The sequence below is a fragment of the Mesorhizobium sp. M0340 genome (assembly GCF_040321535.1).
Taxonomy (GTDB): domain Bacteria; phylum Pseudomonadota; class Alphaproteobacteria; order Rhizobiales; family Rhizobiaceae; genus Mesorhizobium.
Map to the genome: position 1 here is coordinate 51,051 of NZ_JAMYRR010000017.1, position 25,025 is coordinate 76,075.

General features: G+C 59.7%; 29 protein-coding genes and 4 pseudogenes. 23 read left to right on the top strand and 10 right to left on the bottom strand.

Going from position 1 to position 25,025, the window contains the following annotated elements; all coding sequences use genetic code 11:
• Positions 1 to 1,257: 1,257 nt before the first annotated feature.
• Positions 1,258 to 1,437: a DUF6894 family protein gene (locus NKI79_RS33300; protein WP_502909847.1), complete on the bottom strand. Its 180-nt coding sequence runs from the start codon at positions 1,435 to 1,437 to the stop codon at positions 1,258 to 1,260.
• A 253-nt stretch (positions 1,438 to 1,690) separates the two neighbouring features.
• On the opposite strand from NKI79_RS33300, the gene NKI79_RS22745 reads away from it, so the two are divergent.
• From NKI79_RS22745 to NKI79_RS22775, 7 genes are all read left to right on the top strand, one after another.
• Complete coding sequence (locus NKI79_RS22745) at positions 1,691 to 1,951, top strand: hypothetical protein (protein WP_352804651.1); 261 nt, start codon at positions 1,691 to 1,693, stop codon at positions 1,949 to 1,951.
• 98 nt (positions 1,952 to 2,049) lie between these two features.
• On the top strand, positions 2,050 to 2,286 hold the full coding sequence (locus NKI79_RS22750; RefSeq protein ID WP_352804654.1) for a DUF982 domain-containing protein: 237 nt from the start codon (positions 2,050 to 2,052) through the stop codon (positions 2,284 to 2,286).
• Between the two features lie 77 nt (positions 2,287 to 2,363).
• Complete coding sequence (locus tag NKI79_RS22755; protein WP_352804656.1) at positions 2,364 to 2,783, top strand: YjiS-like domain-containing protein; 420 nt, start codon at positions 2,364 to 2,366, stop codon at positions 2,781 to 2,783.
• Positions 2,784 to 3,373: 590 nt separating this feature from the next.
• Positions 3,374 to 3,721 (top strand): DUF982 domain-containing protein, encoded by a 348-nt coding sequence (locus NKI79_RS22760; protein WP_352804798.1) that lies wholly within the window; start codon positions 3,374 to 3,376, stop codon positions 3,719 to 3,721.
• Positions 3,718 to 4,071, top strand: a complete 354-nt coding sequence (locus tag NKI79_RS22765; protein WP_352804659.1) for a hypothetical protein — start codon at positions 3,718 to 3,720, stop codon at positions 4,069 to 4,071. Before NKI79_RS22760 ends, NKI79_RS22765 begins: the two co-directional genes overlap by 4 nt.
• 482 nt (positions 4,072 to 4,553) lie before the next feature.
• On the top strand, positions 4,554 to 4,997 hold the full coding sequence (locus NKI79_RS22770) for a hypothetical protein (protein WP_352804661.1): 444 nt from the start codon (positions 4,554 to 4,556) through the stop codon (positions 4,995 to 4,997).
• A gap of 124 nt (positions 4,998 to 5,121) precedes the next feature.
• A complete protein-coding gene (locus NKI79_RS22775) occupies positions 5,122 to 5,679 on the top strand; it encodes a dihydrofolate reductase family protein (protein ID WP_352480168.1) in 558 nt (185 codons plus the stop codon).
• Between the two features lie 595 nt (positions 5,680 to 6,274).
• Here NKI79_RS22775 and NKI79_RS22780 read toward each other — a convergent pair.
• On the bottom strand, positions 6,275 to 6,871 hold the full coding sequence (locus NKI79_RS22780) for a DUF924 family protein (protein ID WP_352480167.1): 597 nt from the start codon (positions 6,869 to 6,871) through the stop codon (positions 6,275 to 6,277).
• Positions 6,868 to 7,629 carry an SDR family oxidoreductase gene (locus NKI79_RS22785; protein ID WP_352804665.1) on the bottom strand — a complete coding sequence of 254 codons (762 nt, stop codon included), beginning with the start codon at positions 7,627 to 7,629 and terminating at the stop codon, positions 6,868 to 6,870. The genes NKI79_RS22780 and NKI79_RS22785 overlap by 4 nt, the downstream gene beginning before the upstream one ends.
• 257 nt (positions 7,630 to 7,886) lie before the next feature.
• On the opposite strand from NKI79_RS22785, the gene NKI79_RS22790 reads away from it, so the two are divergent.
• Positions 7,887 to 8,867, top strand: a complete 981-nt coding sequence (locus NKI79_RS22790; RefSeq protein ID WP_352804668.1) for a LysR family transcriptional regulator — start codon at positions 7,887 to 7,889, stop codon at positions 8,865 to 8,867.
• Between the two features lie 430 nt (positions 8,868 to 9,297).
• Here the strand turns inward: NKI79_RS22790 and NKI79_RS22795 are convergent, their stop codons facing one another.
• The 3 genes and pseudogenes from NKI79_RS22795 to NKI79_RS33310 all read right to left on the bottom strand — a co-directional run.
• Positions 9,298 to 9,609 (bottom strand): hypothetical protein, encoded by a 312-nt coding sequence (locus tag NKI79_RS22795; RefSeq protein ID WP_352480164.1) that lies wholly within the window; start codon positions 9,607 to 9,609, stop codon positions 9,298 to 9,300.
• Between the two features lie 19 nt (positions 9,610 to 9,628).
• Entirely contained in the window at positions 9,629 to 9,805 is a 177-nt protein-coding gene (locus NKI79_RS33305; protein ID WP_502909848.1) for a DUF899 family protein, read from the bottom strand.
• Positions 9,805 to 9,906 (bottom strand): annotated as a pseudogene (locus NKI79_RS33310) (DUF899 domain-containing protein); the annotation flags it as partial. The pseudogene NKI79_RS33310 and the gene NKI79_RS33305, both read right to left, overlap by 1 nt.
• Positions 9,907 to 10,396: 490 nt before the next feature.
• Between NKI79_RS33310 and dctP the strand changes: the two are divergent.
• The 6 genes from dctP to NKI79_RS22830 all read left to right on the top strand — a co-directional run bounded on the left by dctP (position 10,397) and on the right by NKI79_RS22830 (position 16,080).
• Positions 10,397 to 11,572 (top strand): TRAP transporter substrate-binding protein DctP, encoded by a 1,176-nt coding sequence (gene dctP / locus NKI79_RS22805; protein WP_352804671.1) that lies wholly within the window; start codon positions 10,397 to 10,399, stop codon positions 11,570 to 11,572.
• Positions 11,573 to 11,642: 70 nt separating this feature from the next.
• The gene (locus NKI79_RS22810) at positions 11,643 to 12,746 is read left to right on the top strand and encodes a TRAP transporter small permease subunit (protein ID WP_352480162.1); all 1,104 of its coding nucleotides are present in this window, start codon (positions 11,643 to 11,645) and stop codon (positions 12,744 to 12,746) included.
• 2 nt (positions 12,747 to 12,748) lie between these two features.
• Positions 12,749 to 14,119 (top strand): TRAP transporter large permease, encoded by a 1,371-nt coding sequence (locus tag NKI79_RS22815; protein WP_352480161.1) that lies wholly within the window; start codon positions 12,749 to 12,751, stop codon positions 14,117 to 14,119.
• Between the two features lie 202 nt (positions 14,120 to 14,321).
• Positions 14,322 to 14,507 carry a hypothetical protein gene (locus tag NKI79_RS22820; protein ID WP_352804674.1) on the top strand — a complete coding sequence of 62 codons (186 nt, stop codon included), beginning with the start codon at positions 14,322 to 14,324 and terminating at the stop codon, positions 14,505 to 14,507.
• A gap of 874 nt (positions 14,508 to 15,381) precedes the next feature.
• Positions 15,382 to 15,759 carry a TfoX/Sxy family protein gene (locus NKI79_RS22825; protein WP_352480159.1) on the top strand — a complete coding sequence of 126 codons (378 nt, stop codon included), beginning with the start codon at positions 15,382 to 15,384 and terminating at the stop codon, positions 15,757 to 15,759.
• An 81-nt stretch (positions 15,760 to 15,840) separates the two neighbouring features.
• Positions 15,841 to 16,080, top strand: coding sequence for a hypothetical protein (locus tag NKI79_RS22830; RefSeq protein WP_352480158.1), 240 nt, complete (start codon positions 15,841 to 15,843; stop codon positions 16,078 to 16,080).
• Between the two features lie 54 nt (positions 16,081 to 16,134).
• Here the strand turns inward: NKI79_RS22830 and NKI79_RS22835 are convergent, their stop codons facing one another.
• Entirely contained in the window at positions 16,135 to 16,665 is a 531-nt protein-coding gene (locus tag NKI79_RS22835; RefSeq protein ID WP_352480178.1) for a Ros/MucR family transcriptional regulator, read from the bottom strand.
• A 501-nt stretch (positions 16,666 to 17,166) separates the two neighbouring features.
• Between NKI79_RS22835 and NKI79_RS22840 the strand changes: the two genes are divergently transcribed.
• Both NKI79_RS22840 and NKI79_RS22845 read left to right on the top strand, forming a co-directional pair.
• Positions 17,167 to 17,367 carry a hypothetical protein gene (locus tag NKI79_RS22840; RefSeq protein WP_352480157.1) on the top strand — a complete coding sequence of 67 codons (201 nt, stop codon included), beginning with the start codon at positions 17,167 to 17,169 and terminating at the stop codon, positions 17,365 to 17,367.
• A gap of 491 nt (positions 17,368 to 17,858) precedes the next feature.
• Positions 17,859 to 18,020, top strand: a pseudogene (locus NKI79_RS22845) (LysR family transcriptional regulator); the annotation flags it as partial.
• Here the strand turns inward: NKI79_RS22845 and NKI79_RS33315 are convergent.
• A pseudogene (locus tag NKI79_RS33315) lies at positions 17,983 to 18,802 on the bottom strand (helix-turn-helix domain-containing protein). The pseudogenes NKI79_RS22845 and NKI79_RS33315 overlap by 38 nt on opposite strands.
• A 104-nt stretch (positions 18,803 to 18,906) precedes the next feature.
• Here NKI79_RS33315 and NKI79_RS22860 point away from each other — a divergent pair.
• The 4 genes and pseudogenes from NKI79_RS22860 (at position 18,907) to NKI79_RS22875 (ending at position 21,154) form a co-directional block, all read left to right on the top strand.
• Positions 18,907 to 20,469: an ABC transporter substrate-binding protein gene (locus NKI79_RS22860; protein ID WP_352804679.1), complete on the top strand. Its 1,563-nt coding sequence runs from the start codon at positions 18,907 to 18,909 to the stop codon at positions 20,467 to 20,469.
• Positions 20,470 to 20,543: 74 nt separating this feature from the next.
• Positions 20,544 to 20,711 (top strand): annotated as a pseudogene (locus tag NKI79_RS22865) (CocE/NonD family hydrolase); the annotation flags it as partial.
• Between the two features lie 5 nt (positions 20,712 to 20,716).
• Positions 20,717 to 21,022 (top strand): hypothetical protein, encoded by a 306-nt coding sequence (locus tag NKI79_RS22870; RefSeq protein WP_352804685.1) that lies wholly within the window; start codon positions 20,717 to 20,719, stop codon positions 21,020 to 21,022.
• Positions 21,023 to 21,025: 3 nt separating this feature from the next.
• A complete protein-coding gene (locus NKI79_RS22875) occupies positions 21,026 to 21,154 on the top strand; it encodes an AraC family transcriptional regulator (RefSeq protein ID WP_352480177.1) in 129 nt (42 codons plus the stop codon).
• Between the two features lie 381 nt (positions 21,155 to 21,535).
• Here NKI79_RS22875 and NKI79_RS22880 read toward each other — a convergent pair whose 3' ends face one another.
• A complete protein-coding gene (locus NKI79_RS22880) occupies positions 21,536 to 22,039 on the bottom strand; it encodes a PTS sugar transporter subunit IIA (protein ID WP_352480176.1) in 504 nt (167 codons plus the stop codon).
• 414 nt (positions 22,040 to 22,453) lie between these two features.
• Between NKI79_RS22880 and NKI79_RS22885 the strand changes: the two genes are divergently transcribed.
• From NKI79_RS22885 to NKI79_RS22895, 3 genes are all read left to right on the top strand, one after another.
• Complete coding sequence (locus NKI79_RS22885) at positions 22,454 to 22,867, top strand: DUF5602 domain-containing protein (protein ID WP_352804687.1); 414 nt, start codon at positions 22,454 to 22,456, stop codon at positions 22,865 to 22,867.
• Entirely contained in the window at positions 22,864 to 23,388 is a 525-nt protein-coding gene (locus tag NKI79_RS22890; RefSeq protein ID WP_352804690.1) for a plastocyanin/azurin family copper-binding protein, read from the top strand. The genes NKI79_RS22885 and NKI79_RS22890 overlap by 4 nt, the downstream gene beginning before the upstream one ends.
• Before the next feature lie 112 nt (positions 23,389 to 23,500).
• Positions 23,501 to 24,331, top strand: a complete 831-nt coding sequence (locus tag NKI79_RS22895; protein WP_352804692.1) for an ATP-binding protein — start codon at positions 23,501 to 23,503, stop codon at positions 24,329 to 24,331.
• An 8-nt stretch (positions 24,332 to 24,339) separates the two neighbouring features.
• On the opposite strand, the gene NKI79_RS22900 is transcribed toward NKI79_RS22895, so the two are convergent.
• Positions 24,340 to 24,993 (bottom strand): LysR substrate-binding domain-containing protein, encoded by a 654-nt coding sequence (locus tag NKI79_RS22900; RefSeq protein WP_352804801.1) that lies wholly within the window; start codon positions 24,991 to 24,993, stop codon positions 24,340 to 24,342.
• Positions 24,994 to 25,025 lie beyond the last annotated feature (32 nt).

Sequence of the window (25,025 nt, forward strand, 5' to 3'; positions counted from 1 at the left end):
ACGGCTGCTTGCTCCGTAACTTCTGGCTCAGACTCACCATGTTGGGGTCCAACTCTCCGACACAACATGTTACGGCCTCGCTGGCGGAAAGCGGAGGGCGCATGGGGGAGTCTCGCGCGAGCCAGTTATCCGATCCCCCGCTCAGAAATTTCTACCAAACATTCCGCCCCCTTCACACGAAATCGTATGTTGATTTTTTACCACTGTGGATCATCAATGATCGCTTGGGTTTAGCTTGAGGGGGCTCCCAGGATGGGCGATCAACCGAACTCTCCACCCGCCGCAGCTGCCACGAAGGACCTTGTTCAGAAAGTGATCCTGCAAGCCTCTCGCGGTGAAGTCTTATCCGTAAAGGAGACCATCGCAGAGATACGCCGAGACTCTCCGTATCTGCTGGTTACTGACGATGAGCTGGTCTATCTTATAGTCACTGCGGCCCCGGCCTTCGGACTGTCAGTCGCTTTCGACCTCCACGAATAGTCCGCATGGAAACCATTGGTTCTACCCCTTATAGGACCGAGAGGGCACGGGGGCAGAAATTTCTACCAAACATTCCCGGCCTCGTGGTTGGAACCATTTCCGTTCGGGCGAGTTGCGGCTGACGGGGAAGGGACGCCCTACACACATGATCAAGAAGAACAAAGCAGGCCATCCGTCTGTCTCCAAAGCATTTTCGGAAACTGATCCACTCCGAAGACAATCGTCGTCACATGCACAAGCTGTTAAGGCTAGCAGTCGAACCAGCACTGCCGCCGACCTTAGCGTCATTACTTGCGGCCATTGATCTGGCCAAACAGGGGAAGACCGAAGAAGGTGCCTAGCGGCTGGCTGAGCGTCAAACCGAGGAAAGCATTCCTGGCTGCTGCAAAAGAGGAGGGACGTTACTCCCCCAAGGCATAAACAGGTGGCCGCCGCCGTGAGAACGGCGACGGACCACCTACAGCGGCTGCACATCCACGGAGAACACACGCCGCTGCGAGTTCTAAACCCGGGAGGGCCTGCGTTGTTCCCTACGACCTGGGTTGGTCGGCAGGCTCGTTCCGCTCTAAGTTCCCCTTCCACTCGTGTTCATCGAACCGGTTCGCCATCCGGTCCAGCAGCTTACGGGATGCCGCAATTACGCGGCGGGTTTCATCAAGGGAGAGCCGAAGGTCATCGATGTCTGCGCGCGCGCGACGCTCATTCAACCGAGAACTCGCTATTTGTAAGCGAGAGCTGTCTATTAACTGATACCAATCGGAAACCATCTTTGCAGAGCTAGCGCGCCCGCATCTCAAACTTGATCATAGCCTCTAAGAACGTCTCGTTGGACTCGTCGCGAACGGTCATCACAAATTCTCTATAGGGACCATCCGGCAGCTTATCCTTGGTAATCTCGACCAAGGCTTTCACCGCCTCTTGCTTTGCAGCTTCGAGGTCCGGGAGATCGATACCCACAAGTCAAGGAAGACTTTGCCAGTGTCGGTGAAGTCGAAGAAATAGCGCGGCATCCCTACAAACACAGTAACGCGAGAATGGTTCACGCTTGCGTTGCGATTGGCTGTGCAGCGGGCCCTTGCCGCTCTAATGTGCGCAACGCTAACGAGCGTGACCTGACGTCCAATGATGTCCGCGACATTGGTTAAAAACGTACCCGCCAAGACTCATCGCCCCGATCGGCTTAGAGTTACTTCCGAAAGGAAGCGCTCTCATGCTGCCATTGCCCCACGCCGTCGATCCAAAAGTAGTTGCCGAGATCAACAATCTTCTAGACCAGTACGCCGGGGCGGTACCGGTGCCCGTTCACAAGCTCGCCGCGGTTGTCCGGCTGCGCCTCAGAAGCCATCTTTCCATCGCGACTATTGAGGCGCTGATCGTGGACGAAGCCGAGTGTCGCCACCTGCCCATGCTGTTCGAACTGCCGGCAACATATGAGGCTGTAGTATCATCTGCTCTGGGCCGTGCGATTTGAAGTTTAGGCGCTCTGCCCGTCTGGCAACGAAAGCGGACCTCTGGCTCGCGAAGCGGTATGCCCACGGCCTTCGATGATGAGCGCAGAGCGGCCCCCTCATGGCAACCCATTGGTTCTCCCCTCTGGTGTACGTCAAGACCGACCGACCTGGGGTCACCTACGGCTGCAACAATGTCGAGGGTGCCGCCGAGGAACTCACGAAGTGGACCGAGAGGGGACCGAAGTGGAATCTGGCGGTGCAAGCCTGCAGCGATGCCTTTGAGGGCCGGGTCTCGCCCAACGATGTCCGTAAAGCCTTCGAGGAAGCTGCCGAGGAGGAGGGGGTGCTACGCTAAATCTAGCTAGGTCTCCATTCCGCTTGCCACCGCGTATTCAGATCAATGAAGGGACGATCTGATCATGGTTATAATTCATGCTGCCGCCATTGGTCCATTTCGCAGGTGGTTACGCCTCCGCGCCGAGCGCTCTCTTGTCGGCAACGGACCAGTTGAGCCGTTTACCCGATGACGTCCTTGGCGACATCGGCATCTCACGTGACGAAATCATGTGCGATTTGCGAAGCCGCGCCATCCGTCATGCGGAGGCAGGCGCGGCCGGCACGACGATCGAGCGCACCAGGATCGCTTCGGCCTCGATCCCGAAACGGTTGGCCGCCGGCAGTGGCTACGCCTCGGCCGAGATCCCCTTTGGCTGGTCCACGAGCGCGCGATCGAGCCTTACATCGAGACTTCGACAAGCAGCGGCGCTCGGATGGGACCTTCGAACGGCACTACACCTGCGACCCCAAGGACTGGATGTTGACCGACGGGAGCTGGGGAGGATCTCAAAATGATCATGTCAGTTGTTAAGTCCCTCGCGCCTGTGACGCTCGGCACCGTGCTGATCGCAATCAGTCCGGCTTCATTGTCGGCTTCTGACGCTCAGGACCTCGCGTTCGCTTACGCTGACATGCCAATCAAACAGCTGAAAGACGTCTATTTGGATTGCGAGCGGGGAGGCCGCCGGTGCGCTGGGGCGCTCCGCATCTGCTGGTTACTGACGATAAGCTGGTCTACCTTATAGTCGGTGCGGCCCCGGCCTTCCGACTGTCAGTCGCGTTCGACCTCCACGAATAGCCTCGCTTGGGAGCGTGTTGGCGTTCATGTTAAACCCATCGCCACGGCTAAACCCACGACAAGCGAAATGGCCAGGGCGACAAATACTGGAAGATAATGCATAACGGCTTCGTACCGACCGCCAAGACAACGGTCGACGAACGTTTGGAAACAGTCCCATCACGGTCCCACACATGGCTAACAAAAGGTTAACCATCTCATCGCTAGCGGGCTAGTGGAGAGGAAACTCGCTAGCCGCCCCTAAGGCCCTCATGTCTCGTCACTGGTTCAACCCTCCGGTCCTCGTCAAAACCGAGCGTCCCGGATCATCCGCAACGTCGACAACGTCAAGACAGCCGACGAGGAGCTGATGAAGTGGACGAAGCGTGGCCCTTGGTGGGACCTCGCGGTGCGCGTTTGCATGGCCGTGATATACGACGAGATGGAAGCTGAGGAGGCCCGCAAGGCATTCCTGGCTGCTGGGGTTCTCCCCTCAACCGGTGTACGCTACCTCATCATCCCCGATGCTGATGCGCGCCATGGAATGAGCGTGGGCGCGCTGCCTGCAGTCAGAGATTGCATACAAAAATTGAGCGTCTTCGGGGAACACTCTTTCTGTCTGCCTGTTGGATTTGCCAGGCGCATCCCGCGCATTCAGACAGGAGAAAGAAGATGAAACGAATCCTTTTTGCTTCGGCCGTCGTGGCGGTGTCGGCCGGGCTTTCCGTTGCCCAGACGACGAGCGGAACTTCGAGCGGAACCTCAACGAGCGGAACCTCGACCACGACAACCATGCCCAGCACGACGGATCAGGGGACCGGCACGACGAGCACCGGGACCAACATGTCCGGCGATCAGGGCACCGACACGACCACCACCAGCGGCACCACAAATCCGAACTCGGCCAGAGACTGCGCGCCCGGCCAGCAGACTGGCAGCGCTCAGCAAGCGGCGCCTGGTCAGCAGGACACGACAGCCAAGACCGCCGCGCCGGGTCAGGTGAAAAAGACCGACCAGGGTTGTTGATCTCACATGAGCTCAGGTTAGAATCACCAGCGTGTGGCTGGCTAGCCTCCCGCGACCAGCGGCTGCACTCAACTCGGCTGGCGAGCAAGTTGCCGCGTTGCCGCCAGCCGAACGTCAGTTGAGGAACCTCTGCGCTTTAGGGCAATGCAGCGGCGAGACCGAACCGCCAGAGGCGCAGATCGCCATCGCGCGCGCCATGATGGGCTTGGGCCGGACTTGACGATCGCCAGAACGGCGCCAGATCGCCAGGATGAAAGTCCAAGACCCTGCCTATGACGCCCGAAATTGCCTCCACCTGATTCGCATGGTCATTGAGGAGAAGTGCCCGCCCGGTGTGCTTCCGAGCGAGGAAGCGGTCAACGGGCTCCACGGGCCGCTGCCCATTGTCAGGCCTAGCCGTTCCAATGTTGCAGCTCCACGCACGCACCAGCTCAAGGCTTGGTTTCTTTCTGAGGAGGCGCGCTTGGATCAGGACAATCAGGATGTGGCAAGTTTTCACACGGAGAGGGCTGGTCGCGAACGCCGCCATAGTGTTTCACGAGTTTTGCGAAACCGTAGGCGAAGGCGAAAAGAAGCGCGAGGACAACCGCTATTCGGACGGCCATGGGGTATTGTATCAGGATCCCGCTCAGGAAGGGCGCGGATCACTTCCCTCGCGCAATTTCCTTCGCGAGATCGCCCGTTGGCGCGGCTATTGTGTTGTTCATCCTTTCAATCGTCCCTTGGTGACTTCCCAGCTTGAGCGGCCAGACCGTTTGTCAGCAACTCCCTCCTCATACGACCCGAGCAGTCAGGCGTGTCTCTCCGGAACCACTTCGTCGAACGGCATCACCAGCACGGTTCTGCCGCTGTCGTCGGCGACCTCGAAACTGCAGTCGAACCAGCTGCGCTGGCGGTCCGGCGCCGAGCCAGCGCAGGCTGCGTAGCGCTCTAGACTAACGTCCGGAAGTCGGCAGGGCCTTACTTCGTGTGCCGAGCCATTGCGGAAGTTCGACATCAACGCGAGCAATCGGCCTTCATGTTCTCCATTGTATGGCTTAGACTCGCCGCATGGGACTATTGACCTTCAGCATCAACGTCACCCTGGACGGCTGCGTCGATCACCAGGAAGGAATTGCCGACGACGAGACGCATGCCTTCTTCACCCGCCTTATGGATGAGGGCGGAGCAATGCTGTGGGGTCGCGTCACCTACGAGATGATGGAGAGCTACTGGCCGGCAGTCGCCCGCGGCGACGAGGAGGCGCCGCCGGCGATACGCGAGTGGGCGGTCAAGCTGGAGGCCAAGCCGAAGTACGTGGTGTCATCGACGCGAAAGGCCTTTCCGTGGACCAACAGCCACCACATCGGCGGCGAACTGCGCACGGGCGTGCAGAGGCTCAAGGACGCGACCCCGGCCGGCGTGCTCCTCGGTAGCGGCAAGCTCGCGACCGAGCTGGACCGGCTGGATCTAATCGACGAGTACAAGCTCCTCGTGCACCCCAGAATCGCGGGCCACGGCCCGACCCTCTACCAGAGCGGGCTGCCCAGCACGCGACGGCTCGAGCTGATCTCGGCCAAGCCGCTCCGCAGCGGCGTGGTCGCCATGCATTACCGGCGCGCGCGCTGACCCAGCGCAGCCTCTTCGCGCCCAACTCGCGGGCCTGCGGGTCACAGTAAGCCTTCTCGCCGCGCAACACGGCATACCCGCTGCTTCTGCCATGGGAGCTCGGTTGATCAGGCCGAGGCCTTGTGGGCAACGGCGGCTTCCACCCCGCCCGGAACTTCGTCCTGTCCGCTAACGGGACATAGGCGCCGCGGTGCTTACCGGATGGATACCCTGAAAGTGGACGCTGGCCGCGATCACAAGCCAGATCCCGGCCGAGCACCCAGCAGGAAAGCGCCGACCGGAGCAGCAGCCAGAGACGCGGTGTTCGCATTTTTCAGACTCCCTTGTGAGTCCGGCCCGTCTGAGTTTGATGGAGAAGTTCGAACAGGCGCCAGGTATTGATTGGCAGCAGCACTAGTTCCATCAGGACCAGCGGCAAGCTGCCGATGAGGCGCCGTAGGTAGCAAAGCACAAACAGCTCAGCACGGCCGTGATGCGCAGCCACAGCATGGCTTTCATTGAGTAGGTGAGAACGATGATGAAGCTTCCGAAGAAGCCGAATCTCGGTCCAGGTCACGATCGTATCTCTTTGGTTAAATGAAGCCGGCGGCCTAGGTCAGCCGGCGAAGCCGCCGTCATCGAGAAAACGCTGCTCCTCCGGCCGCATTGGGCGGCCGAGGATCGGGTTGCGGTGCGGAAACCGTCCAAACCGGCGTACGATGTTGCGGTGGTGTTCCGCGCGCATCGCGTCGGAGGGTCCGACCTCGCGGGCCAGTGCCACCGAGCGGTCCTGGTCGGCTAGGTTTTCCGAATGGGCGAATGGCAGCGCGAAGAACAGCCGCCACGAGGGGTGCACCTCATGCTGGAACCCGGCATCGATGGCGGCCGTCGCGATATGTCGGGCCTTGTCGTCCGTCGCATACATGCGCGGCGTGCCTCGAAACGCATTGCGCGGAAACTGGTCCAGCAGCACCAGCAGCGCCAATGCGCCATATGGCGTCGCCGCCCAGTCGTCGCAATCGCCGCACGCCGCAGCCTCGTGCAGCGGCAGGAAGCGCTCGCGAAAGACACGATCGAAAGCCGCGTCCTTGGCGAACCACATTGTGGGGCCCACAAGCCACCAGAAGTCGATGACTTCGGTGGCATCGTGGGGCACATCTTCGAACCCTGACGGATTCTTTCGGTTCTGGATCTTGATCGCCTGCATGATCATGCCGCCTTCACGGTGCTGGCCAGTGCCGGCCAGTCCTGAGCCTTAGCCCAGTCTGCGAACGGAGTCGGCTTGATCGGCAGCACGCTGATCGTCTCACGCATATCGACAGCCAGAAGCGTCGAGCGCTGCCGGTGGATCCAGGCATAGTGGGCGACGACCTGATCGGCCGATTTTTTGCCTAGCATCGCCGTCAGGCGGGTGGCAAAGTCCCCCAGTGGAACCGGATAGTACTCGATTTCGCGGCCGATAATGTCTGAAAGGATATCGGCCATCTGTGGCCCGGTCAGGGCCTCGGGTCCTCCGATGTCGAAGCTCGCGCCCGCGAGCTCTGGCCGCCGCATCGCCTCGACGACATAAGCCGCCATGTCTCCCCAGGAGATCCACGATGTCTGGAAGTCCGCCGGAAGCGGATAGGGGAATACATGGTGGTGCATTATCGCAGGCGCGCCCCAGGGGGTGGCGACATTGCTCATATAGAGCGTCGGCTTGAGGATGATCGATGGCAGGCCGGAAGCCTTGATCATGTCAATCAGTTCCATCTTGGCGTCCATCAGCGCCGTGCCTGAGAGCCGGGAGACATAGCTGCTGGTGTTGAACACCATCAGCTTGACCTCCGTCTCCCGCGCCGCGGTGAGCATGTTGCGGCCGTAGCGCACAATTTCCTCGGGACTGGCATCGAGCGGCAGCGTCAGCGCCACTGCATCGACTCCAAGGCAGGCGAGGCCGAGGCGGCGGGCGTCAGCGAGGTCGCCGCGCACGATGTTGACGCCGTCGCCAAATGGTCGGGCGCGCCTTTGCGTAAAAGGACGCGTACGGTGGCGCCTGCCGCGCGGCAGGCTTGCACGATTGCTGAGCCCTGGGCGCCGCCAGCGCAGGTGACCAGAATTGAACTAGGGAAGTCAGGCATGAGTTTGCTCCTCGGTGATGATGTCTCGCGGCCAGGCAGGACTGCTCCGCTGCGGCCAGCCAATTCGCAGCTTTACTCTGTTGAATCCAGTGATATGATTTCAGGAATATGCTGAACCAAACTGACCTATCTCGCGTCGACCTCAATCTGTTGGTCCTGTTCGAGGTCGTCATAGAGGAGCGTCACGTCGGTCGCTCGGCGGAGCGGCTGAGCCTGTCACCATCGGCTGTCAGCCATGGTCTTGGGCGGCTGCGCTCCTTGCTGCGCGATCCGCTGTTCCTGAAAACACCGCGTGGCGTGGTACCCACCGACCGGGCAACGGAGCTGGCTGCCCCGGTGGCCGAGATTCTGGCGCGGGTACGGTCGGTAATTGCTAGCGCCGAGCCATTCGACTCCTCCCGCTCGACGCGCCGCTTCGTCGTCGGCGCGCCGGACGGGGCCTCGTCCGTGTTCCTGCCGCCGCTGCTCGCCCAAGTGCGCCTGGAAGCGCCTGGCGTCGACATCAGCATCCGGCAATTGCTGCCCAGGCCGGGCGAGCCTTCACCGGCGCTGGCCTGGCGCGATACCATTGCCGAGCTTGAAGCGCGCACGATGGATGTCGCCGTCGTTCCGTTCGACGACTTCCCCGTGCGTTTTGTGGTGGACACGATCTATGAGGAAGATTTCGTCATCGCCTTGCGCGCCGGCCACCCTTTCGCCAGCGACCCAAGTCTCGAAAATTACTGCGCCATGCAGCACCTCGTTGTGTCCAGCGCGGGCGATCCAACGGGTTTTGTCGACAGGGTTCTGGCTGAGAGAGCGCTGTCGCGCCGAGTTGCGCTGACTGTTCCGAACTTCATGTTCGGACTGGCGGTGCTTGCCGAAACGGAGCTGATCTCAGCCTATCCGCGCCGCTTCATCGCCATGCACGCCAGCCGTTTCGGCGTAGTGGGTATTGATGCGCCGATCCTGCTTGGACATTTCAAGATGAACAGCATCGTGCCGAAGGTCGCTATGATGGATGCGGGCCTAGCCTGGCTTGTTGGTCTACTACAACGAACCTGCCAATCTGCCCTGAGTAATGCCGATACCGGTCACCCTTCTTGGTGATGCGGCCAACAGATCCTTGCCGCCACTCGAGTTCGCGATCATGTGAGCCCAAGCCAGGCGGCAAACTCGCGACCCAAGCTGAACTGACCCGGATCGGTGTCGACCATCTGCCTGCAGGAGATCAAGAAGCTGCGTTACCATCGGGCACGTCCGATTCCGCTTCCTTCGCAGCGGTCACAGATCCGACGCCGGAGGCACGTTTGGAAACATGGGAGAGGGTTCCAACGCGAATACTGTCGGAGTGCGTTATCGCTTTTAGCTCACGCCTGAATGCTTCGAGTCGGGGCTGACATTCTGTGAGGGTGCGCTGGTTGCCGGCCGCACGCCACGAGAGCGGCCGAGTAGGCGCGCTGAGTGGCGGTGGTCGCGGAGGCCGGGAGGGCCGCCGCGGCGAGCGCTCCGATGAGAATGCGGTACTTCATGGGGCGACCTAGCCTAAGAACAGATTAGAGCCGCGCAAGTTGCGGATGTCACCGCTTTTGGCACGAACTCGAGAAACGCGCGTAGAGCGGGCCGCCAGCGGCGGGTAGCGGCGTTTGGTGTTGTCGAACGCTCCGTCCTCCATCGCGAAGACACTCCACCCTGCGCTCACCGAGACGGCCGACTGGAGGTTCGGCGCACCGACATGATCGCGGTAGTCCTGCAGCCATTGCGGGCCTCGCGGAGCAGCTGCCCCATGTGGAACTCGTCGCGGCGATTCCGACGTTTCTTCCCGGCGGAACGCGAAGCCGTAGTCGACCAAGAAGTCGTCGCCGTTCCCGTTACGCAGGGCATCGTCGACCCGCGCTGTGCTTTAGTCGCCCCAGCTTGTCCAGCGGCGCCCGCGACATCGCGATGAGCGTCACGTCGCGGTTGTTCACGTGCGTGACCATGCTGCCCAGCCCATCGCCGACCGAGGTGCAGCCCGGGCACGCCACCTTCCAGTCCTCCCCGTACATCAGAGGAGGAGCTGCGAGCGGCCATCGAACACGGACTTGGGCCAGTCGACGGTGGCGAAGGTGTAGTGCTTTTCGACCGGGACCCAGGGCAACTCCCGCCGCTGCTCGGTGACGCCTCATCACTCTCAGGCCGATGACAGCCGGTCGCGAGGTGGTCGTTGCGGCGTTCGCCGTTGTAGCTTTTCAATCTTCGCCAGGGCGTGGCAAAGGCCTTGGTTGATACGTGTTCTCCGCCTTAGGCGGGCGCCTGCGTAAAATCCGTACGATTTTCGGGCAGCATGGCCAGGCATGCTGGGGTCGCATGATTCAAAACGGGGCGTGTGGAGGGGCTAACGGCAAGGATTTTCTCGGAGCTGAACAAGAATTTGAGGGACAACATCTATGCGCATGGTCATTACCTCACCGATCCCAAAGCAGCGCATCCGGAGAAACCAGAGGAGACGGTCGAGCTCCTAATGGCATGCGTTCGACCTGACGCCCGCGAGCCCACGACCCCTCCACTGCGGCGAATCCTTCATTCAGCCCAGGCCAGCTTCGGCTTTGGACCACCGCGCTCATTCGACATTGGCTTGGAAGGCTACATGTGCGTTAATGTCGCACCGACGGACTTTCCGAGGTTCGGAGTCCGCCGAACTACGGGAGGAAAAAATGAAGAAGGACAAGCTGCCCACATCGCGGCGGAGCTTTTTGAAGACCAGTGGTCTCGTTGCCGGGGCGGCAACTGTCACCGTTGCGGCGCCTTGGGTGCGCAAGGCCGAGGCGGCCGAGACGATAACCTGGAAGGTACAGACCTCATGGCCGGCTGGCGTCGGCCTGGAAACCTTTCAGAAGTGGTGTGCATCGATCAAGGAAAAAACGAACGGTCAACTCGAGCTTCAACCTTTCAAGGCCAAGGATATCGTGGGTGATTTTGAGCTTTTCGACGGAGTCAAGAACGGCGTTCTGGAGGCCATGAACTCGTTCTCTCTGTACTGGGCGGGTAAGCTCCCCGCGACCGCTTTCATGAGCTCGTATACGATGGGCCTACGCTATCCGCATGAATGGGACATTTTCTTTTATTCAAAGGGCGGACTGCAGGTCTGTCGTGACATCTACGCCGCGCAGGGCCTCTACTACGTCAACCGCATCCATCATGGAGCCAATATCATCCATTCGAAAACGCCGATCCGCTCCTTTGACGATTTCAAGGATCTGAAGCTGCGCGTCCCGGGAGGTATGATCGCCGAGACCTTTGCCAAGGCAGGCGCCAAGACGACGCTGCTGCCCGGCGGCGAGGTTTTCTCGGCCTTGGAGAAGGGCACTATCGACGCCGCCGACTATACCGGTCCGGCAGTTAATTGGGCGCTCGGCTTCCAGCAGGTGACGAAGTACATTTCCATGGGTCCCCCCGGCCTGATGTCGATGTATCAACCCGTCGACTTGATGGATTTCGCGGTTAACATGAATGTTTGGAACAAACTTCCAGACAATCTCAAGCAGTTCATCGAGGGCGAGGTCCAAGTCTATTCCAACACCCATTTCGGCGCGATCCAGAAAGCCGACATGGACACTTGGCAGAAATTCATCGACGCTGGCACGGAGATTAATCGCCTTAGCGCAGACGACTTGCAAAGATTCCAGGAGGTCGCCGTTCCGATCTGGTTCGAATGGGCCAACAAGGACAAAGATGCCGCCCGCATCTTCAAGCTGCAGCTGGAAGTCATGGAAAACCCAACGGTAGGCTACGTCACGCCCGACATGTATCAAGGCTTGTCGATCAATCTGTAGCCATCGGCGCCCGCCCAGGTAGGGACGGGCGCTTTCTTTCGCTGGGGTTTCAACACCGGCAGTTGCTTCCATGCCATCACTGACCTTCGTCATGCCGCATTGGCTCTACTGGTCGACGCTGGGCGTGTTCCCGCTGGTCGCCGCCTGGCTGGTGACTCGCGAGCAAAAGCGCCGCGACACGGGCCGACCGGGCCTGTTCCTGGCTTACCTTTTCCTGGTCACCGCCGGCTTTCTTGGGATGCACCGTTTCTATCTCAAGAGCGCCTGGGGTCTTGTCTTCATTCCGTTCTTCCTAGCGGTCCTGTGGACTAGCGCGGACATTCGCATTGCCCGTGAAAGCCTGTCTCTCTCCCGCTCCGAGGCCGAGCACGCAGAACGGCTACTTACGCGCGCCCAGTCAGACCTCGCCGCCGGCAAGGCTGGTGCGGCCCAGCGCGTTGCCAAAGCTCAAGCCGATGCCGCGCCGGCCCGTGATCGTTACGCCGCCTCGACCGTTGGTCTCCGTCGCGCGAACGCATATGCACGCATAGCCGGTATCGTGCTTGGGGTCCTTCTCCTCGGCGACGCCTTCCTTCTGCCAGGTCTTGTGAGGCGGCGCCGGCAACGTGAGACCACGCCGACGCCGATATTGGCTCATCCTCTGGAGACAGGCGTGCCCCAAAGTGCGGTAAGGCCGCCATTGCCGTTTTTTCGTCCGGTCGACTGGCTGGTGCGGGTGACGGGCGAACTCGTCGCCTATTGGGCTGTGCTTGCCGTCTTCGCCTACTATTACGAGGTGGTCGCCCGCTACATTTTCAATTCACCGACCAATTGGGTCCACGAGAGCATGTTCCTCATGTTCGGCATGCAATACATGCTTGCCGGCGCCTACGCCTATCGCGACGAGACTCATGTCAGGGTCGACATCATCTACAGCCAGCTTTCGGCGCGCGGTCGCGCGATATGCGACATCATCACTTCCTTCTTCTTTTTTCTCTTTGCCGGTGCGCTGCTTGTTACCGGCTGGCGTTTCGCCAGCGATGCGATAGCCGTTGGCGAGCGGTCCTTCACCGAGTGGGGCATCCAGTACTGGCCGGTAAAACTCACCATGCCGATCGGCGCAGCGCTCCTTATCCTGCAAGGCCTGTCCCGCCTGCTGCGCGATATCGCCACCGCGGCGGGAAGGGGCGAATAGCGATGGGGCTCGAGCTTCCGATCCTGTGGCTGAGCGTCCTTATGTTCGGCGGACTCGGCGTGCTTCTGCTGCTCGGACTGCCAATGGCCTTCTGCACCGGCAGCCTCGCCGTGCTCTTCCTGTTTCTGTTCGGCAATTCGGCCATGCTGAACATGCTGCCCTCGCGAATCTTCCCCTTCATGACGGACTACCAGCTTTCCGCCGTACCGCTGTTCATTTTCATGGCGGCGATCTTGGAAAAGGCCGGCATCATTGAGGAACTGTTCGATGTCGTCTATAAATGGCTCGGTGGGCTGAAAGGCGGCCTCGCCTCAGCCACTGTCATCTCCTGCACCTTGCTTGCCGCCATGGTCGGTGTCGTTGGCGCGACCGAGGTGACGATGGGAATGATTGCGTTGCCGGCGATGCTGAGGCGCAACTACGACGCCAAGCTCGCCTGTGGTTCTCTGCTCGCCGGCGGCACGCTGGGCATCCTCATCCCCCCCTCGGTCATGGCGATCGTTTATGCGGTTGTGGCCCAGCAGTCGCTCGGTGAGTTGCTCGTCGGTTCGGTTCTCCCGGGCCTTCTCCTGTCGGGTATGTATGTCGCCTACGTAACCTTGCGCTGCTATATTAACCCTGCGCTGGGTCCGGCTCTGCCGGTCGACGAGCGGGTGAGCTTCATTGAAAAGCTGAAGCTGTTGCGCGGCACCATCCTGCCTATCCTGCTCATCATCGTCGTTCTCGGTGTCATCTTCCTCGGCATTGCCACACCTGTGGAGGCGGCCGGAATAGGTACCTTCGGAGCCTTCATCGTCTGCGCAGCGCACCGCCAACTCAACTGGGACACCATTCGCGATGCAGGGATCGCCACGTTGAAGGCGACCGCCATGGTGATGTGGATCTTTTTTGGCGCGACGATGTTCGTCGGCTTTTTCATTCTCAAGGGCGGCCAGACCTTCGTCGCTGATTCAATTCTCGGTACCGGACTGGCGGCCTACGGCGTGCTCGCGCTAATGATGGTGATCCTGTTCGTGCTAGGCATGTTCCTCGACTGGGTCGGTATCCTGCTTCTTACCGTGCCGATATTCCTGCCGATTTTGAAGAGCTTGCAGTTCGATGGGTTGTTCGGCCTGCCCGGGGTCGCCCCAGGCGATGTGCCGCTCTGGTACGGCGTCATATTCATGGTAAATATGCAGATGGCATTCCTCAGCCCGCCTTTCGGCTATTCGCTGTTCTACCTGAAGAGCGTCGCCCCACCTCAGATCACCATGGCCACGATCTTCCGGTCCGCCGTTCCGTTCTTGTGCCTGCAAGCGATCGGCGTCGCTTTGTGCATCGTCTTTCCCGCCATCACGCTTTGGTTGCCCAAAATGGTCTATGTGGCCAATTAGACGGAGAGCAACTGGATGCAACCTTCTCCCCTGCCACCCTGCGGTTCGGGTGCGGCCACACGCACACATGCTCGGCGGCAGGGTTGCGAGCCTCGAGGTCCGGTCATGATCACGAACATAGCCCACCATTTGAAGCACCTTTTAACCCGTGCTATACGCGGACTTGGCGGGGTCGAGGCATTCCTGAAGAGCTGTTTTCCAAGTGCTCGACTACCCCGAGCAATCGATGATGATGGGAATCGCCGCGGCGCTGAAGAGTTTCAGGCCTGTCGGCGGTCATAGCGTCTGCCGACTGGCGGTCGCCGGCGCTACTCCGCAGCTACACGGCCATGATCTGCGCGACCTAGGCTGCAAGGCCCGCGATGAGATCCTGTTCGGCATCGTCTAAGTCTCCGCTCATCAGAACTTCGCGTCTGCGAGAGCTGCTGCGAGAATATGCTTGCTTTCAGCGCTTGCGCTGGCACTGTCGCGTGGCGAGGAGATCACGCAAGAAATCATCAAGCTACCGGTGACGTTGGTGCCGCATCAGAGCGCATGGTCATTTCAGGGGATGTTCTCCGCAGACCGCTGTTGAGATTCAAGTGATGCTGGCGCCTCTCTGCGCTTCCCGCGCTCGCGTAGCGCCGCGTGCCGGTGATGGGATGGCGCATCAACGGCTCGCTGTGCCCAGGGCCGTACGAACTCCCCCACGCCGTTCGATCAGCCCTCGAGCTTGCCGTTTCGCCCACGAACCGCTTGGGATTAGAGTTGAGAACCTGGCGCACTTCCGTCAGACAGGCGATGAGATCCTGCTGCACCCCGAAAGCAGTCGCGTCATCCGATGCTGGCCTCCACTCCAGCCACATCTTGAATCACAAGCCGACTGATCCGGATTCCCCTTCGATTCTTTTACCGCGAAGCGGTTTCCTGCGCGAAGGGGCAGGAGCCCGCTCCTGCTCCCGAGCTCGTGCCGAACAGCGGGAGAGAGGGGGCAAGGAGACAAATCGGAGGGGTCACCCGCCCGAGGCGAAGCCGAAGGGACGACGCATGATCCGTTAGCGGATCTGCGGCGATCCTGCACGAAGCGCGGGTCAGGCCGGCGCGAAGGAAGGACGCGGAGACCGATTTTCTCCTTGCAGGGGAGAGGGGATAGCGCCCCCTTTCTCCGTCAGGCAAAACAACAGTCGCCCCGCTGGGAGAAGGGGACGCCGCGCCACTCCACTTGAATCTCCACCCGCTTCCGTGCTTGCCTGTCTCCCGCAAATCGCAGAGCGACGGTGAGCATGGCAAAGTCAGTCACCAGCATCGCACCCGACCCCATGGTCGACCGTCTGCGCGCCGCCCTCGGCCCGCGCCAAGTCACCGAACAAAAGATGTTCGGCGGCACCTGCTTTATGCTCAACGGCAACATGCTGATCGGCACGTCGAAGCGCGGGCTCCTGGTGCGCGTCGGCAAGGAAGGGCACGCGGCGGCTGCCGCCCGCCCGTACGCGCGGCCGATGGAAATGGGCGGACGTTCGATGGAAGGTTATGTCCATGTTGCGCCGGAGGGCACGGCCACCGAGGCGGATCTCCGTGGCTGGCTCGACCTTGCGCTGGCATTCGTCGAAACTTTGCCGCCGAAGATCAAATCCGCCGGGATCGCAACGAAGCGGGCTTAGACTAGGCCGCTGGCCCGCCACCCTTCCGCACGTGACGTGTCAGTGTTGTTGTGCTGGAACGCATGGCCCGGGGAGGGAGCGATGGCACTCAATGGACATTGCATGTGCGGCGCGGTGACGTGGGTCTACTCCGGCGAGACCACCCGCAGTTCCGCAGCTATCTTGCCCGCAAGCGGCGCAGAGCTGGCCGTCGTCTACTACTCCGGCCATGGTGTCCAGATCGACCGCGAAAACTTCCTGATCCCCGTCGATGCCTCCCTGAAGCAGGCGGCGGACATTGAAGTCCAGACCCTCAAGCTCAATGATGTGCTGGAACAGTAGGCTTCGCCATTTTCAGGTACGACACCGCACGGACCTCCTTTTTCGTGCAGCACGCTACGCTTTGACGAGTGCCTTGCGCGCCTTCTTTACCGGCGACTTGACGGCCGTTGCGGTTGTTGTCGCCGTCGCGGGGCGAGCAACTCGTTTTGGTTTTTCTGCCGCGGCTGGTGCGGGCGCTTCCTTGCGCCCGAGCCCGATTGATTTCGCAAGAGCCGAGCGGGTGGCTGCGTAGTTCGGCGCCACCATCGGATAATCTGCGGGCAGGTTCCATTTCTGGCGGTATTGGTCCGGGCTCAAATTGTAATGCGTCCCAATATGACGCTTCAGGGATTTGAATTTCTTCCCGTCTTCCAGGCAGATGATGAAATCAGGTGACACTGATTTCTTGATCGGCACCGCCGGCTCCAGTTTGATTGCAGCCGGGGGGACAGGCGTGCCGATCCCTTGCAAAGCAACATAGGTGTCCCCAATCAGCTTCGACAACTCGCCGACCGGCAGCGGATTGTTCGACACGTAGGCGGAAACGATCTCGGCGGTAACCGATACCAGATCAGCTTGGTCGTTTAAATTTGGAGAAACGGTCATCGAGCTTTCCTCTTGTCCAATGGCGTGCGGTGAAACAGATGGGTGGTTAACAATCAGCAATAGTTCGTTGTCCCGCCAACAAACCTTATTCGCCACAAATATCAAGCCAGCAAGCTTCGCTTTCATCGACTCACCCTGGGACGCGCTCGATCTCGATAGCGAGCGGCTGACAAGCTGGCACGCCCAGCATGGCTGGGCCGCTTGCCCGCGACCGACGGATCATCAGCGCGACCGGCATGCTGAATGGTCAGTGAGGAGACGTCCACCTTGACTTCGGCACTTCGGCCGGCACCTCGACGTGCAAATCCCTGGGCAGATCACGAGAGCCCTTCTAAGCCACACCGCGGCGGACGCATCAAGACGAGCATGCGCAATATTCTTGCGCGAAATATTCCGGACTGAGGGCAAAGCAACGATGACCAACCGTACGTTTCTTACATCCAATTGAAGCCAACCAAGAATAGATTATTATTCCGCTGGGGCGTATCGTTGGGGGGGTGGATGAGCAGTGTTCAAAGGGTAAGTCCAGTTCTAGAACAAGCAATCGCTGCACTTCTAAACAGGGCCGAGTATGACGGCACCGTTTCGATCAAAGCGGCAGTGAAGGAAATTAGGCGGGCTGCGCCTTATTTGGCCGCATCCGATGAAGAGCTAACCGAGGCGATTTTCGAAGTATCTGCTGCCATGGGCCTGTCTCAATAAGTGGCATTGGGTATACTGGCGATCTGGCTTTGTTAAAGCAGGTCTTTGATCGTGTCTGCGCCGAGGCAGGTATCTCCGTTGGTAGCATGGAGGCGGAGCGCCTGAGCGTGAGCGCAATGGCACTCTTCTCGGACGGCGAGTTCGACGAGGCCGTTCTTTATGAACGCCTTCGGATTGTTACCCGCTCCCTGCCGAGATGAGACTGAACATGACCGCCGACCTCCAGGAAATTCTAGCGAGCATTTCGCTCGATACGAAATCCTCCTGTTGATACAGGAGAGGCAGTTTGCCCGCGTTGCACTGCTGCGCGAGATCGGGCCGACTTTTTTGTGGCTGATATGTGCCCAATGAATTTTGCGTGGGCGCGAACGGACTTTTCGCCCTCTAAATGGCTGCTGCCTAGGAAGCAGGATGCTAGGCCGCCCCTATTAAAGCGCCGCCTGAAATCGCGCCAGACGCAGCGAACTCGATTGACCTTTGCGCGAAACGCCATGCGTGACATCGACCTGAACCTGCTCGCCGCCCTCGACGTCCTGCTCCAGCAATGCAGCGTGACAAGGGCTGCGCTCAGGCTCCGGCTCAGCACCTCCGCGTTGAGCCGCACCCTGTCGCGGCTCAGGGAGGCGCTCGGCGATCCGGTCTTGGGGCCTGCACAGACGCGGCGGCAACCGGCTGGGCCTCGGTCAGAAAAGACAGCACGGCCGTGGGTAGCGCTGCGCAATTGGGCGCATAAATGCCGCAACGCGATATAAGACTTCTCTTGTTGACGCGCTTCCCCAGATATTGCCAGACGGTGCGGGTGGCGTAGGGCAGATTGTTGTTTCGCCACGATATGCCCATAGTGACGCCCCGCAGGTAACGCCGCTGGTACGTTTCGAACGGCATGAGGATCGTCTGTCCAAAGGTTGGGGCATCGCCGCGCGTCAGTTCCGTCAAAAAGATGCGCTGGTGCCGACGCCGCGAGCCCCGTATAGCGTGAACGCTGCACGATGCCGTTTTCGGCATCTTCGATGCGCTCAAGCGAGGAAACCAGAACTTGTCCGCCATTCTCGCGCAAGTGAGCGCAGGCGCAGACGATCCGGTCAGGCCAGGACAGCGACGTGTGCCATGCCTGGTAGAATCCGAGATATGGTCCGAGTGCATGCAGGTCACCAGGAAAGGCGTCCGCCAGCGGCCCTTGGAGGGCCGTTTGTCGGCGCCGCTCGCTCAATTTGCTGCGGAAGACGCCAGGGGACAGGTCGAAATCGGCTGGTTCGAGGCCAAAGGCTGCCGCGATCGTCAGGAGATTATGGGCGGAAGGAAGGGTTCCTGCATTGAGGTAGCGGTTGAACTGCTGCCGGTTGATACCGATGGTGCGGCATAGATCGGATACCGATCTGTGGGTGCTGCAGGCAAGTTTCAGGTTGCTGCTGAAATTGGCCCATGGGTTGCTCATGGAGACAGTATAAAGTTGCTTAAAAACGCTTCAAGCGACGAAATTGCGTTGCCGCAGGCTCTGCCTAGGATCGGCCACAAGGCTTCAGTCCAAAGGAGAACCCAATGAGCGCTTCCAGCAGGTTATCGAGTCTCTCACGCCGTGATCTTCTTCAAGCGGGGGTGGCTCTAGGCCTTCTCGCAGCCGCAGGCTCGCTGGCGTCACCGGCCGCGGCGCAAACGCCAGTGCGCGGCGGACAGTTGCGGCTGGGGCTCGATGGCGGCGCCTCCGCCGATACGCTCGACCCAGCCCTGGCGTCCGCCAGCGTCAATTTTGTGATCGCGCATTGCTGGGGCGATACGCTGGTCGAATCCGACCCCAAGACGGGCGCGGCGGTTCCCTCGCTGGCCGAATCCTGGTCAGCGTCGGCCGACGCCAAGGAGTGGACCTTCAAGATACGCAAGGACGTTCGTTTCCACGATGGCAAGGCATTTACCGTTAGCGATGCTGTCGAGACGTTGCGCCGCCACGCCGGCAAGAAATCGCAATCGGGCGCACTCGGCCTGCTATCCGGGATAGACCGCATCGAGGAACGGTCGGGCGACATGGTGGTGATGCTGAAGGAAGCCAATGCTGACTTGCCGCTGATATTTACGGATTATCATCTTCAGATCCAGCCGGGCGGCGGCGTGGAAAAGCCGACAGCTGCGATCGGCACCGGTCCCTACAAGCTGGCTGCGTTCGAGCCGGGCATTCGCGCTGCTTTCGAAAAAAACGAGGACGACTGGCGCCAGGACCGGGGCTACGTCGACAGCGTGCTTATTACCGTGATGAACGACCTGACCGCGCGGACCAGCGCGTTGCGATCCGGTCAGGTCGATTTCATCAGCACCGTCGAACCGAAGATCGCGCCGTTGCTGAAGCGGGTTCCGGGCGTCGAGATCCTGCGCACCTCCGGCAAGGGTTTCTATTCCTTCCTGATGCATTGCGACACCGTGCCGTTCGACAACAATGATCTGCGTCTGGCGCTCAAATATGCGATAGACCGCGAGGCTATCCTCAATCGGGTTCTGGGCGGGCTCGGCACCATTGGCAATGATTACCCGATCAACGCCAACTATGCGCTCGCGCCTGCCGATATAGAGCAGCGCAATTACGATCCCGACAAGGCTGCATTCCACTTCAAGAAGTCTGGCCTTCAAGATCCAATTCTGCTGCGCACCTCGGAAGCAGCGTTCCCCGGCGCGGTCGATGCGGCCCAGCTTTTCCAATTGAGCGCGGAAAAGGCCGGGATCAAGATCAATGTGCAGCGCGAGCCGAGTGACGGCTACTGGTCGGAAGTCTGGAACGTCAAGCCGTTCTGCACCTCCTTTTGGGGTGGTCGTCCGACGCAGGACGCGCGCTATTCCACTTCCTACGTTTCCAACGCGGGGTGGAACGACACCCGCTTCAAGCGGCCCGACTTCGACAAGATGGTGGTGCAGGCGCGCGGTGAACTGGATGAGACCAAGCGGCGCGTGCTCTACCGTGACATGGCGCTGATGGTGCGAGATGAGGGCGGCCTGATACTGCCGGTATTCAACGACTTCATCAACGCCTGCACGAGCCATCTCAAGGGTTTTGTTCCCGATATTGGCAATGACTTTTCCAATGGCCGCATCGCCAGCCGGGTCTGGCTGGAGGCTTGAACCGGGACATGATCGTACCTTTCCGGCGGCGGGATGGTGTGCTTGCCACCGAGTAGAGCTTTGTGGTTGATCGCATGACGAACAAGAATTTCCGTGTCATTGAAAATGAGTGGATCGTCCTGAAAGACGACACCCGGCTCGCCGCGCGCATCTGGATGCCCGAAACGGTTCCTGGCGGGGTGCCGGCGGTGCTCGAATTCCTGCCTTATCGCAAACGCAACGGCACCGCCGCGCGTGACGAGTTGGCGTGACGCGCTATCGGGTGCACGAGGACACAGGTCTTAGCCGCCATCCGGGCAACGGCTTGTGCACGCGCGACATCCGGCAGGAGGTATGGTCGATAGCGCCCGATAACCCGCTGTCGCTGACGGCAGAGGTCCGCTGGACGTGCTGTGCCGAGCGGGAAGGCTGGCGAACGCAGAGCCATTGCACCACGCATCTCTCCTGCACGGCGACCGAATGGGTGGTTTCGCAACGAATCGAAGCACTGGATGACGGCCGCAAGGTGTTTGAGCGCGAGCGCAATTCCCGCATCCCGCGTGACCACATGTAATAGATCGCCTATCGCTGCGGCTGCGGCAATGCCGTGCATTTCAGCCGGGTGTTTCGCCAGCACACCGGCATCACCCCGACCCATGTAAGGCATCCGAACCGATGCGCAAGCGGCTCTACCAATGTGAACTAATGCGTGACGTGAGTTCGTAACCGGATGGAGCTGCGCCAAGTCCGAATTTCTGCTCGATACTCCCGAAATCCGAGATGCTGCTATATCCCTAAGCCAGGAATTAATCTCGTTCATCCTCCTTAGGGTCGCGTGACCATACGAGAGAATACGAAGGAAATGGGCTGGCAAACCATCCGCTAGTTCCTGTACAAAACGGTGACCCTCAGCGACTAAAATAATCGTTATCCGTCAATACGTTACGAAGCGGTTCGCCAAAGTTGATTCAAGGGGCTGGTACAGCCACTCGCCAATCGCATTATCTTCTACGGATGGCAGCTTTGCGCCGCGAGCCGTTGACGCGGTATGCGCCGCGTCAATGGAGTTAAGGCATTGCTGGACTGCCTAGACATCATAATGCCAGGCCGGCATGGGCAATATGCAAATTGGTGGAAATTCCTGATGCGGCTCAGTTTCGAGAATCGCCAGGGCTTCATCGGATGACCGTGCCTGCCGGAGCTGCTCGCGAACCTGAGATGCCCGAAACAGCCGGCATATTTGGGAAAGGGCAGGGAGGAAGGCGGAAGTGGCAGAGCGCGGCCAGAGTACGGTGTAAATGAGATCGACGGGGTCGTCGTCGGGGCCGTCGAAATCGATAGGCTGGGCCAAGCGTGTCAAAGACGCGACAGGCGAAGAGATCATACCCAGTAGAGCGTGGGGGATTGCGACGCCACGACCTATGCCCGTCGAGCCGAAATCCTCGCGGTCGAAGAGACCACGGAGAACCACCTGCTCGTCAAGCCCGGCTCTTCGCGCAATCCTGATCGCGATTTTTGATAAGGCTGATTGCTTTCCCTTTGTCGCAAGGTCAAGCGAAATGTCTTCCTCTGACAAGACGGGGGAGATCATCAGGGTCAACTCCAAGTCGATCCAAACGCGATCGCAAATCAGCGTTCAGCCGCACTGGTTAAGCAAGGCAGATGAGGTGTGGAGATGCTGGCTGTCCCGGACGCGAAGCCAAGGCTTTCTCGCGTCCGGGCTAATGACCCGTTTTGAGGAGTCTCGGCTGCCGGAAATCGAGGTGGAAACTATCCATAGCAATTCAGAGGTAGTGAAAGATTTTTCGAAATCAAGCAAACAGGTGTGCAGCCGAATAGCAGAAATAATGCACTGAAATGCCAGTTAATTTCGTTTGACGATCAGAACAGTCTCCTGCTTGCTGGCCTGACGCGAACAGGCCGCGCCAGCAAGTGAAATCGGATTCTTTGACCTCGTTCAGATCTTCGGCCATCGCGTTTTTTAGTTCAACAAGGAGATACCGTGATGAAAAAACTCGTCCTCGCAGTTGCCCTGACAGTAGGCAGTTCGCTTTGCGCCATGGCGGCGGATGAGGTCACCAAAGCTCCGCCAGCCGCTCCGTACGAACAGGTCAGCAAGCTTGTGAAGCTGCCGGACTTCCTGCCGGGCATGGGCCAACTTTTCGTTGTTCCGACGACATTGCCTGCCGGACCATTCCTTGCCTATGACCACGATGGCAAGCTTGTCAGCACGATTTATATGCTGCCGACCAAGGACCTCAATCCAGACAAGCGTTTTGACGATCTCGCTTCACCCGGCGGCAATGTCGACCATGTCGATGTCTACTACAATGCCGGCCATCCGGGAGTCGAAGGGCCGCATGTCCACGTCGTTCTGTGGCATGTCTCCGCCGCTGACGAGGCCCAGGTCGCCAAATGACACTCACGCGTCGTGAGATACTAAGCGCGGGCGGGGGCCTTGCCGCCGCCCTCTCGCTCTCTTCTGTGGCAGTATGGGCCGGCGAGGCGATCGAAATTCGGATGCAAGGGCGCGACGACGGTTCGCAAGTCTGGTTCGACCCGATCGGCATTCTGATCAAGCCAGGGCAGACGATCCGATGGACCAACCTCAATCCTGGCAATTCGCACACGACGACGGCGTACAATCCGGCAAACTTCGGGCGACCGCTTCGCATGCCCAAGACGGCGAAATCGTGGGAGTCCGACTACCTCCTGCCCAAGGAAAGCTTTTTGGTTACCTTCACCGAGCAGGGGGTCTACGACTATTACTGTATCCCGCATGAGCATGCTGGAATGGTCGGCCGTATTATCGTCGGCGAACCAGAGGCACATGGCTGGGCTGAAATGGTTGGAGCAAATGGCGACCTACCGGAGGCGGCCCTCAAGGCATTCCCGACTGTCGAAGACATCATGACGAAAAGGGTCGTCCGTCGCGCTTAGATCATGCCCATGAAAGGCACGGCCCTCGGCAACAAGTGGAACCTAATACGACGATACCAATGGAAGCGCGAGTTTTCTTGGGTGTCGTCAGTGACCTATAGGGGCGACTTTCATGACAGGCTGCGTGTTTGCGTGTGAAACTCAACCATCATCTCTGGCAGGACGCGACGCGCGCACCCAAGTGCCGGACGCACCTCGCGATGCCCGAACTGCTGCCGAGCAACGCGAGCGTGCAACGCACCGGCTTGCTGAGCTGGGCGAGATGACGGGCGGTATTGCCCATGACTTCAGAAACCTCCTGGCAGTAATAGAATCCGGGCTCGGGCTCGCTGAACGAAGAGCCGACGAGCCCGAAAGGGTTCGTGCCTACATCGCGGCCGCGCGGGAAGGAATCGATCGAGGGATCGAGCTAACGTCACTGCTATTGGCCTTCGCAAAGCATCAGGAAGTGGATATCCACGCTGGCAATTTGAATAAGTTCCTCACGTCTTTCGAGCCTTTCCTAAGGTATGGCGCAGGGCCCGATGTCCGGGTCAAGCTGGAACTTGGTCCCGATGTCCCGGACTGCTTGATCGATCCCGCACTGTTCGACACCGCAGTGCTTAATCTCGTCATGAACGCACGAGATGCGATGCCAAGTGGCGGGGAGATCCGCATCATCACTGAACGACTGGTGCAGACGACCGCGAAACCTGACCCGCCCGGACCTGGAACCCACGCATGCGTTCGCGTCAAAGACCACGGTTGCGGCATGGCTCCTGAAGTCTTGCGGAAGGTGTTCGATCCATTCTTCACGACGAAGGGTGAGAAGGGTACCGGGATAGGGATGCCACAAGTGCAGGCACTGACCCAGATGGTTGGTGGTCGGATCCGGATAAGCAGTGAACGAGGGATTGGGACAACGGTCGACCTTCTGTTCCCGTCAGTCCAGTCGGATATTTAGACGCTCCACTAGAACTCACAGAATTTGATGTCGCCGCTTGCGACGGAATGCAATCCCATCAGCGCTGGACCAACTACACTCTCGTCCGCACTTGCGGATTGCACCGCATAGACCGGATAGGAGAACTGCGGCATTTCAGGCACAAGGTGCAGTCGGCCCGCCATTATGTGCGGCTGAACCGCGCTCATCCTGAAATATCCGGAGCCGCCAGCCGCGAGAACATAGTTCAGCGCGAGTGGACCGAGATCGAAAGAAAGATCCGGCGCAGCACTGGGGAAATTCATCCCGTGGTGAAGTCCAAAATCCGGTCCCCAATCCATATAAACATAATCGGACCCGTCCATGAGGCGCGCTTCGGAATTGGTAGTCACAAGGACGAGCTTTTCCTCCAGAAGCAGATCGATCTTCAAACCCGGTCTGTGCGGGGGCGCGTACATGATAGCTAAGTCGACCATTCCCGATGCGACCTGATTGATCAAATCCTGCGGCACATCGACGTGTACTCGAAGCGCAATATCCTCAAGCGAGCCGCGCATCCATCGGACCCAATCAAGCAGCAGAGGTTGCGCAAGGCTGACTTCGCTGCCGACCGTCAGAACAGCCCGGCGTCCCTGCGGCACGGCAACCTGATGAAGGGTGCGTTGCCATAGTTGGACGAACATCGGGGCGTGGCGCAGAAATTGCTCGCCGGCCG

What these genes read in the sequence shown, in the direction of transcription:
- NKI79_RS22860 (WP_352804679.1), top strand. Translation starts at nt 18,907, where the DNA reads ATGAGCGCTTCCAGCAGGTTATCGAGTCTCTCACGCCGTGATCTTCTT.
- NKI79_RS22885 (WP_352804687.1), top strand. Translation starts at nt 22,454, where the DNA reads ATGAAAAAACTCGTCCTCGCAGTTGCCCTGACAGTAGGCAGTTCGCTT.
- NKI79_RS22750 (WP_352804654.1), top strand. Translation starts at nt 2,050, where the DNA reads ATGGCAACCCATTGGTTCTCCCCTCTGGTGTACGTCAAGACCGACCGA.
- NKI79_RS22890 (WP_352804690.1), top strand. Translation starts at nt 22,864, where the DNA reads ATGACACTCACGCGTCGTGAGATACTAAGCGCGGGCGGGGGCCTTGCC.
- NKI79_RS22825 (WP_352480159.1), top strand. Translation starts at nt 15,382, where the DNA reads ATGGCAAAGTCAGTCACCAGCATCGCACCCGACCCCATGGTCGACCGT.
- NKI79_RS22900 (WP_352804801.1), bottom strand. Translation starts at nt 24,993, where the DNA reads ATGTTCGTCCAACTATGGCAACGCACCCTTCATCAGGTTGCCGTGCCG.
- NKI79_RS33305 (WP_502909848.1), bottom strand. Translation starts at nt 9,805, where the DNA reads ATGTACGGGGAGGACTGGAAGGTGGCGTGCCCGGGCTGCACCTCGGTC.
- dctP (WP_352804671.1), top strand. Translation starts at nt 10,397, where the DNA reads ATGTCGCACCGACGGACTTTCCGAGGTTCGGAGTCCGCCGAACTACGG.
- NKI79_RS22895 (WP_352804692.1), top strand. Translation starts at nt 23,501, where the DNA reads ATGACAGGCTGCGTGTTTGCGTGTGAAACTCAACCATCATCTCTGGCA.
- NKI79_RS22790 (WP_352804668.1), top strand. Translation starts at nt 7,887, where the DNA reads ATGCTGAACCAAACTGACCTATCTCGCGTCGACCTCAATCTGTTGGTC.
- NKI79_RS22770 (WP_352804661.1), top strand. Translation starts at nt 4,554, where the DNA reads ATGTGGCAAGTTTTCACACGGAGAGGGCTGGTCGCGAACGCCGCCATA.
- NKI79_RS22815 (WP_352480161.1), top strand. Translation starts at nt 12,749, where the DNA reads ATGGGGCTCGAGCTTCCGATCCTGTGGCTGAGCGTCCTTATGTTCGGC.
- NKI79_RS22755 (WP_352804656.1), top strand. Translation starts at nt 2,364, where the DNA reads ATGCTGCCGCCATTGGTCCATTTCGCAGGTGGTTACGCCTCCGCGCCG.
- NKI79_RS22880 (WP_352480176.1), bottom strand. Translation starts at nt 22,039, where the DNA reads ATGATCTCCCCCGTCTTGTCAGAGGAAGACATTTCGCTTGACCTTGCG.
- NKI79_RS22780 (WP_352480167.1), bottom strand. Translation starts at nt 6,871, where the DNA reads ATGATCATGCAGGCGATCAAGATCCAGAACCGAAAGAATCCGTCAGGG.
- NKI79_RS22745 (WP_352804651.1), top strand. Translation starts at nt 1,691, where the DNA reads ATGCTGCCATTGCCCCACGCCGTCGATCCAAAAGTAGTTGCCGAGATC.
- NKI79_RS22830 (WP_352480158.1), top strand. Translation starts at nt 15,841, where the DNA reads ATGGCACTCAATGGACATTGCATGTGCGGCGCGGTGACGTGGGTCTAC.
- NKI79_RS22840 (WP_352480157.1), top strand. Translation starts at nt 17,167, where the DNA reads ATGAGCAGTGTTCAAAGGGTAAGTCCAGTTCTAGAACAAGCAATCGCT.
- NKI79_RS22775 (WP_352480168.1), top strand. Translation starts at nt 5,122, where the DNA reads ATGGGACTATTGACCTTCAGCATCAACGTCACCCTGGACGGCTGCGTC.
- NKI79_RS22835 (WP_352480178.1), bottom strand. Translation starts at nt 16,665, where the DNA reads ATGACCGTTTCTCCAAATTTAAACGACCAAGCTGATCTGGTATCGGTT.
- NKI79_RS22765 (WP_352804659.1), top strand. Translation starts at nt 3,718, where the DNA reads ATGAAACGAATCCTTTTTGCTTCGGCCGTCGTGGCGGTGTCGGCCGGG.
- NKI79_RS22810 (WP_352480162.1), top strand. Translation starts at nt 11,643, where the DNA reads ATGCCATCACTGACCTTCGTCATGCCGCATTGGCTCTACTGGTCGACG.